Source organism: Streptomyces herbicida (genome assembly GCF_032656585.1).
Classification (GTDB): domain Bacteria; phylum Actinomycetota; class Actinomycetes; order Streptomycetales; family Streptomycetaceae; genus Streptomyces; species Streptomyces herbicida.
Map to the genome: position 1 here is coordinate 173,355 of NZ_JAUYWJ010000012.1, position 11,948 is coordinate 185,302.

The window sequence follows — 11,948 nt, forward strand, 5'->3', positions numbered from 1 at the left end:
GGGGGTGTGTACGACCCCTCCCAGCTGCGGACCTTCCTGGCGGTCGCCCAGACGCTCAGTTTCACTCAGGCCGCCAAGCGGCTCGGGCTGCGCCAGTCCACGGTGAGCCAGCATGTGCGCCGCCTGGAGGACGCCGCCGGGCGGCAGCTGTTCGCCCGGGACACCCACTCCGTGGAGCTGACCGAGGACGGCGAGGCCATGCTCGGTTTCGCCCGCCGGATCCTGGAGGTGCACGAGCAGGCGACGGCGTTCTTCACGGGCACCCGGGTGCGCGGGCGGCTGCGCTTCGGCGCGTCGGAGGACTTCGTCCTGACCCGGCTGCCGGAGATCCTGGAGGGCTTCCGGTACGACCATCCCGAGGTCGACCTGGAGCTGACGGTGGAGCTGTCCGGCACGCTGCACGAGCAGCTGACCGCGGGGAAGCTCGACCTGGTGCTGGCCAAGCGCAGGCCGGAGGATCCGCGCGGCGAGCTGGTGTGGCACGACGAGCTGGTGTGGATCGGCGCGGACCGGCTCCGCCTGGACCCCGACCGCCCGGTCCCGCTGATCGTCTATCCCCCGCCCGGCATCACCCGGACGCTGGCCCTGGAGGCGCTGGAGCGGCAGGGCCGGCCGTGGCGCATCGTCTGCACCAGCGGCAGCCTCAACGGCCTGATCGCGGCGGCCCGTGCGGGTCTCGGCGTGATGGCGCACTCCCGGGGACTGGTGCCGCCCGGCCTGTTCCGGGTGCCCGACCGGGCCGGCCTGCCGGAGCTGGGCAAGGTGGACTTCGTACTGGTACACGGCCGCCGCCGGGCCTCCGCGGAGGGCGCGGCGAACGCACTCGCGGCGGCCGTCCTGGCAGGCGGCGACCGCCTGCATCCGCGTCAGCGCGCCGGCCGCTGACACGTCAGCTGCCTCTGCCTGACGCGACGCCGGAAGGGCGTGGACTCACGCGATGGACCTCCAGGCGGCACGGGGGCCGCAGACGTAGGCACACGGGCGCGCCACGCTCCTGGGCGGCACCGTGACTGCATTGAGAACCTGCCGGTGAGCCTGGTGGCGGTGTGGCTGACGATACGGATGGTGCCGGAGTCGCGGGGGGCCGCGGGGCATGCGCGTCGACTGGGCGGGGACGGTGGCGTTCGCGGCCTTCGCCGGCGGGACGACGTACGCGGTGGTGCGGGCCGGGGAGGACGGCCGGATGGCGTCGGCGACGTTCGACTCGTTCGGGTTCGCCGCGCCGGCCCTGGTGGTCTTCGTGCTGGTGGAGCGGCGGGCGGCGCATCCGCTGCTGGATCTGTCGCTGCTGCGCAGGCCCGGCCTTCGGGGGCGTGAGAGCGGGCGCCTTCGCCTTCAACGGTGTGGCGGTCGGCGGGACGCCGTATCCGTCCCTGTGGATGCAGACCCTGCTCGGGATGAGCCCGGTGCGCGCCGGGCTGACGCTGCTGCCGCTGACGTTCGCCTCGATGGTGGTGGCGGTGCTGGTGGTGGCGGTGCTGGTGGGTCGGGCTGCTGCACGGGGTGCCGGCCGGGCTGACCATATCGGCGGCGGGCTGCTCCTCGTCGACTCCGGGAGCCTCTGCCAGGACGTGCTGGACGGGGGCGCCGACTGGACCGCGCTGGTGCTGGGCTCCCCTGCTACTGACCGCGCAGGGGCGGGCGTGCGCCGTAATCGGGTCGTACAGATTCAGTGGAGATTGCGACGCCGAAACTTACTGAAGCGTAAGTATTCTGTCCGACCCTTCCCCATGTGCGCGCATTTTCCAGACGTCGGCCGGACCATTCGTGAACATTGCTCGATTTCGCACCCCCTCCCATACCGCGTCCCCGTGGGGTAGCTTTCACGGCGCTACGCGGAGCGCGACTGAGGAGCGAGGAGCGGGGAGCGGGGTTTGCACGAGTTCACCAACCCTCCGTTGGCATCGCCGCCACCGGTGGGCGGTCTGGCCGACGCGGTCTTCGAGCATGCCCTCGAGGACCCGCTGCACGTCGCCCTGGGCCGCAAGGACGAGCTCGGGCAGTGGCGGGACGTGACATCCGCCGAGTTCCGGGACGAGGTCCTCGCCCTCGCCAAGGGGCTGCTCGCCCGCGGCATCAGGTTCGGCGACCGGGTCGCCATCATGTCACGCACCCGTTACGAGTGGACTCTCTTCGACTTCGCCCTGTGGACGATCGGCGCCCAGGTGGTGCCGGTCTATCCCACCTCCTCCGCCGAGCAGTGCTTCTGGATGCTGTACGACGCCGAGTGCACGGCCGCGATCGTGGAGCACGAGGACCACGCGATGACGATCGCCACCGTCATCGACCGGCTCCCCCAGCTGCGCCAGCTGTGGCAGCTGGACTCGGGCGCGGTGCAGGAGCTGTACGACGCCGGTGCGCACCTCGACGACGAGATGGTGCACCGGCACCGGCAGGCGGTGACCCCCGACTCCATCGCCACGATCATCTACACCTCGGGCACCACGGGCCGCCCCAAGGGCTGTGTCCTGACGCACGGAAACTTCATGTTCGAGGCGGACACGATGATCGGCCGCTGGGAGCCGGTGTTCCACTCGAAGAAGGGCGACGAGGCATCGACGCTGCTGTTCCTGCCGCTGGCGCACGTCTTCGGCCGGATGGTCGAGGTGGCCGCGATCCGCGGCGGGGTGCGCTTCGGACACCAGCCCCAGCTGAACGCCGCCGCTCTGCTGTCCGACCTGGCGGCCTTCAGGCCGACCTTCATCCTCGCCGTGCCGTACATCTTCGAGAAGGTGTTCAACGCGTCCCGCCGCAAGGCCGAGAAGGAGGGCAAGGCCGGGCCGTTCGAGAAGGCCGTCGAGATCGCGGTGAAGTACGCGGAGGCGGTGGAGGCCAAGGCCTGGGACACCGGGCCCGGCCCCTCGGCGGGTCTGCGCATGCAGCACCAGCTCTTCGAAAAGCTGGTCTACTCGAAGGTGCGCGCGGCGATGGGCGGCCGTATCCGCAACGCGATGTCCGGTGGTTCGGCGATGGACCGCCGCCTCGGCCTGTTCTTCGCGGGTGCGGGCGTGCAGATCTACGAGGGCTACGGCCTCACCGAGTCGACCGCGGCAGCCACCGCCAACCCGCCCGAGCGCACCCGCTACGGCACGGTCGGGCAGGCCGTCCCGGGCACGACGGTGCACATCGCGGACGACGGGGAGATCTGGCTGCACGGCGGCCATGTCTTCCAGGGCTACCTCAACAACCAGAAGGCCACCGACGCGACGCTGCACGACGGCTGGCTGGCGACCGGCGACCTGGGCTCGCTGGACGATGACGGCTATCTCACCATCACCGGCCGCAAGAAGGAGATCCTGGTGACCTCCGGCGGCAAGAGCGTGTCGCCCGGCGTGCTGGAGGAGCGGGTCCGCGACCATCCACTGGTCAGCCAGTGCATCGTGGTCGGCAACGACCGCCCGTACATCGCCGCCCTGGTCACGCTGGACACCGAGGCCGTGGAGCACTGGCTGCAGATGCGCGGCAAGCCGCAGCTGAGCGCGGCCGAGCTGGTGCGCGACGCCGACCTGGAGACGGAGGTGCGGCGCGCGGTGGTCGCCGCCAACACCCTCGTCTCGCAGGCCGAGTCGATCCGTACCTTCCGTATCCTGGCCCAGCCGTTCACCGAGGAACACGGCCTGCTCACCCCGTCGTTGAAGCTGAAGCGCAAGGCGATCGAGAACGCCTACGCCAACGAGGTGGAGGCCCTCTACCGGGCCTGACGCGCCGTCAGCCGATGGTCACGCGGAAGAGCTTGTCGGATCCGTCCGCCGCGCCTCCGTTGTTGTCGCAGTTGGTGGTCGACAGCCACAGCTGGTCGGAGCCCGGGACCTTGGTGACCGTGCGCAGGCGGCCGTAGGTGCCGACGTAGTACGCGGTCGGCGTGCCGACGCTCTCGTTGTCGCCGTTGATCGGGATGCGCCACAGCCGCTCGCCGCGCAGGGACGCCATGTAGATCACATTGCGGACGATCGCGATGCCGCTCGGCGAGGCCTCCGAGACGTTCCAGGTGGCCTTGGGGTTGGTCATGCCGGAGACGCCGCAGCTGCCCTCGCAGGTCGGCCAGCCGTAGTTGGCGCCCGGCTTGATCAGGTTCAGCTCGTCCTTGGAGCTGTTGCCGAACTCGGCCTCCCACAGCCGTCCGTTGCGGTCGAAGGCGAGGCCCTGCGGATTGCGGTGGCCGTAGCTGTAGACGTAGTTGCCGAACGGGTTGCCGGGGGCCGGCCTGCCGTCCGTCGTCATGCGCAGGATCTTGCCGTTCAGGGAGTTCTTGTCCTGGGCCAGGTCCGGCGTCTGGGCCTCGCCGGTGGAGACGTACAGATAGCCGTCGGGGCCGAAGGCGAGGCGGCCGCCGTTGTGGTAGCGGTTCTTCTTGATGCCCTGGAGCAGGACCGTGTAGTTGCTCAGCGAGCTGCCGTTGTACGTCATGCGGACGACCCGGTTGCCCTCGGACGCCGTGTGCATGAAGTAGACGTAGTGGTTGCTCTCCCACCTGGGGTCGACGGCGACCCCGAGCAGACCGCCCTCACCGTTGGTGGTGACGGCGTTGGGAACCGTGCCGACCTCGGTCTTCGCGCCGTCCTTGGTCAGCTTCCGGACGCGGAAGTCGTCCCGCTCGGTGACCAGGGCGGACTGGCCGTCGGGCATCCAGTAGGTGCCCCAGGGGATGGTCCAGCCGGTGGAGAGCGTGGCGATGGAGGACGGGACGCCGCCGTCGGTGGCGCAGGCCTTGGTGGTGAAGGTGACCGTGTTGCCCGGCTGGGAGACATTGCCGGCCGCGTCACGGGCGACGGCGTTCAGCGAGTACGGGCTGTTGCAGGCGAGGCCGGTGAGCGTGGTCGAGGTGCCGCCGGTGACCGTCTTGTAGACGGTGGACCCGCTGCGGATGTCGTATGCGGTGACCCCATGGTCGTCGCTCGAGGCGCCCCAGCTGAGGTCGACCGAGTTCGCCGTGACGTTGGCCGTGGACAGTGTGCCGGGCGCGGTCGGCGGTGAAGTGTCGGAACTGGGCTTCGTCGTGCAGTCGACGACGGGACTGGCCGGCGAGGTGTTGCCGGCCGCGTCCCGGGCGATGACGGTGAGGTTGTACGTGGTGTTCGGGGTGAGCCCGGTCAACGCCTTGCTGGTTACGCTCCCGGGGGCCTCACTGATCTTGTTGCCGTGCTCGTAGATGTCGTACGCCGCCACACCCACGTTGTCGGTGGACGTGCCCCAGCCGAGGGTGAGGCCGCTCTCGCCGATGTCGGAACAGCTGGGCAGGCCGGGGCGGGTGGGGGCCTGGGTGTCGGCCGCGGCGGCGAGACTGATGCGGTCGAGGTTGGGGCCGCCGTTGGCGGTGGTCGCGGTTGCGCGAATCTTGTTGGTCCCTGCCGAGAGGGGGATGCTGACGCTCCTGGTCGTCCAGGTGTTCCAGTCGGCGGTGGCCGGGAAGGAGACGCCGGACGCGACGACCGTGCCACCCACGGAGATGTCCATGGGCCGGTCGGTGGTTGTTCCGTTGGCGAAGCGCAGGGTGAGCGACGAGGTGCCCGCGGCGGCCGCGTTCACCGTGAACTCCACGTACGAGCCTTTGACGTTGGTGTAGTCGACGAAGCCGGTGCCGGTGTAGCCGGTGTGGTTGGTGGCCACGGTGCCCTGCGAGATCAGGGCGTCCTCCGCCTGGTGGTCGGTGGCCGCGAGGGCGGTGCCCTGGCTCAGCCCGGCAAGCGGCAGCGCGAGCGCCACGGTCAGGCCGTACGGCAGAACTCTCTTGAGACGCATGGGTGTTCCCCTCAGCCCGTGTACTGGGCGAAGACCTTCAGGTAGTCGTACGGCTGCTGCGACACGCCGCTGCAGGAGTCGCCGTCGGTGCCGGAGCCGCACGCGCGGTCGCGGTTGACGGACCAGTAGGTGAGGCGTGCGATGTGGTGCTGCTGGGCGTAGGCGAGCATCGTCTTGAAGTCGGCGACCCGGACGCGCTCGCCGGAGTCGTCCGTCTTCCCGTTCATGGACGACAGCCCCGTGTGGGCGTAGGCGGTGGCGTCGCCGTAGCCGTACGCCGCCTTGACCCGCGCCTTGAGGCCTTCCATGGCCCGGGTGGTGAGGGTGCCCATGTTGGTGGTGCCGCCGCCGAAGTCGAACGGCATGATGCACCAGACGTCGTTCGCAAGCCCGGAGGCGGCCGCCCGCTTGATCATGTCGACACCGGTGGAGTCGGGGCCGCCGGTCGTCGTGCCGAAGGTGATGACGGTCTTCAGGCCGGGGTTGTCGGCCTTGACCTTCTTCAGCGCGTCGACGACGCGTTGCCGCACAGTGGCGCTCGCCCACTCGGTGTTCTCGATGTCGATGTCGAGGGCCTTCAGCCTGTAGGCGTTGATGACCTTCTGGTACGCGCCGGCGAGCGCGGAGACACTCGAGCACTTCTCGCCGAGCTTGGCCCCGCTCCAGCCTCCGACGGAGACGATCACGTCGCCGCCTGCCGACCGGATCGCGTTGATCTTCGCCTGGTCGTCGCCGCCGGTCAGCGGGCGCGAGCCGTCCCACTTGGGGTTGCAGGTGCCGTCGGAGAGGACGAACGCCAGCGTGAACCACTTGACCCCGGTCGCCGACATGACCGCGGTGGGGCTGGGCGGGTTGCCCCAGCCGAGATACTCGTAGGGGGCGACCGCGAAGCCCGGTGAAGCCGCCGCCGTCCGCGTGGAGGCGACCGGTTCGACGCGGATCAGCCGGGTCTCGCCCGGGCGCAGGGTGGCGCTGTAGGAGTCGGCGATCGCGCCCTTGCGGGAGCCGGACCAGAGGTCGGTGACATCGCCGGAGCCGGTGAAGCCGACCTGGGACCAGTTCACACTGACCGTGACGCGGCCGGAGGTTCCGGTGTTGAACAGCGCCACCACGTAGTCACCGCTGTTCTCGCGTTTGCTCCAGACCTGCTTGACACCACTGTTCACAAGCCGTTTCGCGGCGACGCCGTCCTGGTCGACGCCGATGAGCCGGTCGTTGGTGAGCATCGCCTCGTCGACGGAGTCGAGGTGGGTGAGGTCGGTGCCGAGCAGCAGGGGCGCGCCCGCCATCGCCCACAGGGTGAAGTGCGAGCGCCGCTGGTCGGCGGTGAGCCCCACCTGATCGCCGTTGCCGATCTCCAGCGAGTCCAGATCGTTCCAGCCGCCGGGACCGGCGTACGGCTGCCAGTTGGCGGCCGAGGTGAAGCGGCCGGACACATGCGACCAGTCGGTGAGCGGGTAGCCGCTGCCGCTCGCGCCGGGCCCGCAGTAGCACTCCACGTCACCCTGGGTGCGCCAGCTGTTCGCCAGCTTCCGCCAGGTAGCGGCGTTCGCGATCGGCAGGTTGTTGGAGAGGGCGAAGGTGATGGGCCGCCCGGTGGCGCGCAGGGCCTTGTCCCAGGCCTGGACGTCCGGGACGTCCTGACTGCCCACGCCGTCGATCTTCAGATAGTCGACTCCCCAGGAAGCGAACTGCCGTGCCCAGGAGTTGACGAAGTCCTGAGCGCCCGGCTTGGAGTAGTCGATGTAGTACATGTTCTTGCAGTTGTAGTTCTTCTCCGTCTTCGAAGTGTCCGCAATGTCCTTCGCGTGATACGGAGTCCCTTCGATCGGCGTATTCGCGATGACCGCGTTCTTGGCGATGCCCGGGGTGACGTAGAAGCCGAACTTCAGCCCCTTGGAGTGGACGTAGTCCGCGAGCGCCTTGATCCCGGACGGGAACTTGGCGCTGTCCACGGCCCAGCGGCCGTAGGAATCGACGACGAAGCCGTTGGAGTCGCACTTCTGCCAGAAGTCGTCGAGGTTGACGTGGACAAACCCGTGGCCCCTCAGCCCGCTCGCCACCAGCGCGTCGGCCTGTGCCTTGATCTTCTCCTCGGTGGGCCAACGGCGCACGAAGCTCCAACTGCTCCAGCCCATGGCGGGTCGGAAGGACTGGCCGTTGTCCGACTTGGTGGTGAAGGCCGCCGGTGTGGCGTAGGCGGTGCCGATCCACGCCTCGTCGATCCGCAGCCGCTTGTAGCGGGTGGTGTCGGTCGAGGCGGCCCAGGTGGAGTCCACCTCCAGGCGTACATAGCGGGCATTGGCGGAAGTGAGGTCGATGCCCTGGATGCCGCGCCGGCTCGGGAGCTGCCCGGTCTTCACCGCGCTCCCCCAGGTCGAGCCGTCGTTGCTCAGGAAGACCTTGTAGTCCTTGATGCGGGCTGACTGCTCGGTGGCGGAGCGGGCGTAGGCGACCGAGTCCTCCCGCTGGTTGAGACCGATGTACTGCACCTTCTGTGCCGCGCCGAGGTCGCAGGTGAGGTTGACGGGCAAGGTCTTGTCGTTGTCCCAGTAGGTGGAGTGGTCGCCGTCGCCGGCGGCGGAGCCGGTGTGGCCGCTCGCCGAGGCGCCGGCGGAAACCTTGACACCCGTGAGGATGCCCTGGCGGCCCGCCGTGGTGACCTTGAAGACGGTGTCGTACGGGTCCCAGTTGCCGAGGCCGGTCAGGGTGAGCACGCCGCCGGACTGCGACCACGAAACCGCCGTTCCCGTACGGAGGTCGGTGACCGAGGCGATGCGGTAGCCGTTGTCGCGGATCCGCAGGGTGGCAGTGCTGGGCGGAGTCAGGACGTGGATGTACTGCCTGTTCTGGTCCGTCTTGGCGATCGTGGTCACGCCGTGCGCGCCGTCGTTCCAGAAGCCGGGTTTGAGGCCGCCGTACAGATAGCCGCCGCCCTCGGTGCCGTGCAGGGACTCCCAGATGGGGTCGAGATAGGTGTTCGCGAAGTTGTTGAAGGCGGCCTGGTTGGCCGGGAACTTGCCGTTGACCTGGGCGGTCTCGGCCATCAGCGCCTTCACCGACGAACCGGTGTTGGTGACGAGCCGACCGAGGGTGAGCATACGGTCGACCGAGGGGTTGGAGCCGTCGTACCACCAGGCGCCGGACGAGGGCAGCTTGAAGTCGGCCTCGGTCAGACGCGGTTGAGCCGTGTATACGGCCTGCGGGTAGTCATAGGCGGGCGTCATCCCCGTCTTCTGCTCATTGCTGATCATGTCCATGATCGGCGTGTCTTCGTTGTTGTTGCTGAGCGTGTAGTGCGGGCGCTTCTGATAGATCTGCGCGTAGAGGTTGTGGCTCTCCCAGTACGCGTTGTCGTTGTCGATCCAGAAGCCACCGAGGTCGGGATAGCGGTCCATGACCTCGAAGAAGTTGTCGTAGCTGAACTGCCCGAAGCCTTCGCGGGTGGTCAGGTCGACGTTCTTGCCCTTGTAGGCGGAGTAGGCGGCCGAGTCCAGCCACTCGTGGCCGCCCTCGTCGTGCCACTGGGGGTCGTCGGTCATATAGAGGATGACCTTCATGCCCTTGGCCTTGGCGGCGGTGATCAGCTCGCCGAGGAAGTCCCGCTTGGTGGAGCAGGAGCCGGGGATCCTGGACGGCCAGGGGCGGGCGTAGCCCAGTCGGCTGTGGAACGTGGCCAGGACGAGGTACTGCGTATGCAGCTTGCGCGCCTCGTTCACCCAGTAGTCCGGCGTCCAGCCGCCGCCGGTGGCATCGTGCTCCCAGGCGCCGCAACCGGTGTGGGCGGGAGCGGTGCGCAGGCCCCAGTGCAGGAAGAGGCCGCCGACCGAGTTGCGCAGGAAGTCCTGGCGGGGGTTGTCGAGGTCCAGGGGCCTGGCCGAGGCACCGCAGTTCTCGGTGGACCCGGCGGACGAGATCCGCAGCGCGCCGCCGGAGGTGTTGTGACTGCCCGTCAGACAGTAGCCGCTGACGTTCTGAAGGCCCGCGTCGTGCGGGGAGTTGCTGCCGCGCTGGGCGGTGAAGCGGGTGAAGCGGATGTTGCTCGCCGCGTTGGCGATGACCGCGGGACGGCCGTCGTTCGCGGCGAACTTCACGGAGCTGTCGCTGAAGGTGACGTCGTCCGCGTTGTGCAGGTACCAGCCGTAGGCCGGACGCGTGCCGATGGCCTTGGGGTTGTAGTCCTTCGGGTCGTTGCTCGGCACGCCCGTGGACATGGTGCCGTTGCCGCCGGGCACGGTGATGTCGACGTGGCGGAACGTGATGCCGCTGATCCGGTGGCCGTTCTCGCCCCACAGCGTCGGGCTGAAGGAGGGGCTGCTCCCGGTGGCCGTGATGTTGTCGTACGTCACGTTGCTGATCGAGCCGACGCCGGGGCTGTTGCCGCACCGCTTGCGTGTGCCGATCTTCTGCATGATCGGCGAGTGGACGTCGGTCATGGTGATGTCGCGGTAGTGGACGTCGGAGATCTTCGCTCCGTCCATGGACACCATGCCGAGCCCGGACTTGTCGGCGCCCTCGATGCGAATCTTCGCGAACTGGTAGTCGGTGAAGTCGCCGCAGGTCTCGGAGCCGAACATCAGGGCGTTGCAGCACCGCGCCGACAGAGAGGAATCGCTCACCCGCACATGGCCGTTGGGCAGCTTGGCGCCGAGGGCGTAGTCGCTCTTGAAGACCAGGGCGTCGTCATTGGCCTTGATGTCGGCGTTGGTGACCGTGACATCGGTGGTGGAGATGATGTTCCAGCCGTCGCGGTCGCTCGCGGTGTCGATGGTGAGACGGTCCGAGGTGACGTTCCTGCAGCCGTTGACGAGAGCCGCGAAGTGGCCGCCCCGACGCAGGGTGAGCCCGTCGCCGAGGCGCAGCCCGTCGCACCTCGTCAACGAGATGATCTTGTCGGCCTCGCCGGACCTCGGGTTGCCGGTGATCAGGTTGCCGGCCCCGTCGATGACCCCGCCGCCGACGAAGCCGATGTTCGTGAGCCGGTCGCCGTAGATCATCGCGTTGTGGAAGTGGCTGTGCCCGTAGTCCTGGTACTTGTCGTACGGGTTGGACTCGGGCGGGTCGTAGGTGTCCGCGGAGGAGCCCTGGATCGTGGCGCCCGTGTCGACCTGAAGCGTCACGTTGCTCTTCATGTGGATGGTGTTCTTGGACCTGTAGGTGCCGGCCGGGAAGCGGACGGTGCCACCACCGGCCGAATTGGCCGCGGTGATTGCCTTGTTGACGGCGGGGGTGTCATTGGCGGATCCGTTGCCCTTGGCGCCGTAGTCGCGCACGTCGAAGACGGCGGCCGCGCGGGACGACGGCTGCGGGGCCGCGAGGGCCGCGGGGTGGGCGAGGCCGAGGACCACGGCGAGGACGAACAGGACGATCGCCGCCGCACCTCTTCGGTGGGGGGTGCTGGAAGACATGTGACGGCTCCTCAGACGAGTTGGTAGCCGCGGAGTTTGGTGAGGAGCAGGTAGGTGTCCTGCAGGGAGCCGGAGGTGTCGCCGAGGGAGCGGTAGATGCCCCACTTCGGACGGACGCGGTCTGCGAGGAAGGTGTCGACGCCGGTCCTGGCCTTGTCGACGACGGTCGTGGAGCCGCTCTTGAGGATCCAGCGGACCGAGCCGGCCGAGCCGTTGCCGACCTTGATCCGGAAGTCGACGTCGGTCCATTTGTCGTGCAGCGGCGCGAGGTCGGCGCGGCCGACGAGGATGTCGTCGACGGCCAGCTTGAGCTCGATGGTCTGCACCCCGTTCACTCGGCGCAGGGACTGCACGACGATCGGCAAGGTGCCGTTGCCGGGCTGCTTCATCTGCATGATGTGGGTGAAGCTGGTGGTCGCCTTCAGCGAGGCCGGGATGTACATCGAGTAGGCGATCCGCCAGGTCTGGCCCTGGGTCCACTTCAGATAGCTGCTCGCGCTCGTGCGCAGTCCGGTGACCTCCTGGCGCTGGCGGTCGGTCGAGGTGTCGCGGTCGACCTTGTGCATGGTGAAGCGCCAGTTGTCCCCGGTGGTGTAGATGTGCGGCCGCCCGGCGGGGTGGGAGTCGGCCCGGTCGTCCTCGACGGTCTCGAAGGCGCCGAGGCCGTCGTGGCTCGCCGAGGGCGACCACTTCAGCTGCCAGGACGCGGCCGAGACGGGTGGGGCGGGCAGGCCGACCGCGGCTCCGGTGGCGCCGCCGAGTGCGGCACCGAGCACCGCCCTTCTGGATGTGCTCATGACA

General features: G+C 68.7%; 6 protein-coding genes. 3 read left to right on the forward strand and 3 right to left on the reverse strand.

The features are described 5' to 3' along the window. Positions 1-6: 6 nt before the first annotated feature. The 3 genes from Q8A52_RS25335 (at position 7) to Q8A52_RS25345 (ending at position 3,701) form a co-directional block, all read left to right on the forward strand. The gene (locus Q8A52_RS25335; RefSeq protein WP_316755501.1) at positions 7-885 is read left to right on the forward strand and encodes a LysR substrate-binding domain-containing protein; all 879 of its coding nucleotides are present in this window, start codon (positions 7-9) and stop codon (positions 883-885) included. Between the two features lie 428 nt (positions 886-1,313). Next, positions 1,314-1,820 carry a hypothetical protein gene (locus Q8A52_RS25340; protein ID WP_316755503.1) on the forward strand — a complete coding sequence of 169 codons (507 nt, stop codon included), beginning with the start codon at positions 1,314-1,316 and terminating at the stop codon, positions 1,818-1,820. Between the two features lie 54 nt (positions 1,821-1,874). Next, a complete protein-coding gene (locus Q8A52_RS25345) occupies positions 1,875-3,701 on the forward strand; it encodes an AMP-dependent synthetase/ligase (RefSeq protein ID WP_316755506.1) in 1,827 nt (608 codons plus the stop codon). Between the two features lie 7 nt (positions 3,702-3,708). Here Q8A52_RS25345 and Q8A52_RS25350 read toward each other — a convergent pair whose 3' ends face one another. Genes Q8A52_RS25350 through Q8A52_RS25360 form a run of 3 tightly spaced genes read right to left on the reverse strand, consistent with a single transcriptional unit; the run spans position 3,709 to position 11,944 of the window. Beyond that, on the reverse strand, positions 3,709-5,739 hold the full coding sequence (locus tag Q8A52_RS25350; protein ID WP_316755508.1) for a PQQ-dependent sugar dehydrogenase: 2,031 nt from the start codon (positions 5,737-5,739) through the stop codon (positions 3,709-3,711). Positions 5,740-5,750: 11 nt separating this feature from the next. After that, entirely contained in the window at positions 5,751-11,147 is a 5,397-nt protein-coding gene (locus Q8A52_RS25355; RefSeq protein ID WP_316755510.1) for a glycosyl hydrolase family 28 protein, read from the reverse strand. An 11-nt stretch (positions 11,148-11,158) separates the two neighbouring features. Further along, positions 11,159-11,944 carry a heparin lyase I family protein gene (locus Q8A52_RS25360; RefSeq protein WP_316755512.1) on the reverse strand — a complete coding sequence of 262 codons (786 nt, stop codon included), beginning with the start codon at positions 11,942-11,944 and terminating at the stop codon, positions 11,159-11,161. Between the last annotated feature and the right edge of the window lie 4 nt (positions 11,945-11,948).

Excerpts from the sequence above, each read along its gene's own strand:
- Q8A52_RS25350 (WP_316755508.1), bottom strand. The coding sequence starts at position 5,739 with ATGCGTCTCAAGAGAGTTCTGCCGTACGGCCTGACCGTGGCGCTCGCG.
- Q8A52_RS25355 (WP_316755510.1), bottom strand. The coding sequence starts at position 11,147 with ATGTCTTCCAGCACCCCCCACCGAAGAGGTGCGGCGGCGATCGTCCTG.
- Q8A52_RS25360 (WP_316755512.1), bottom strand. The coding sequence starts at position 11,944 with ATGAGCACATCCAGAAGGGCGGTGCTCGGTGCCGCACTCGGCGGCGCC.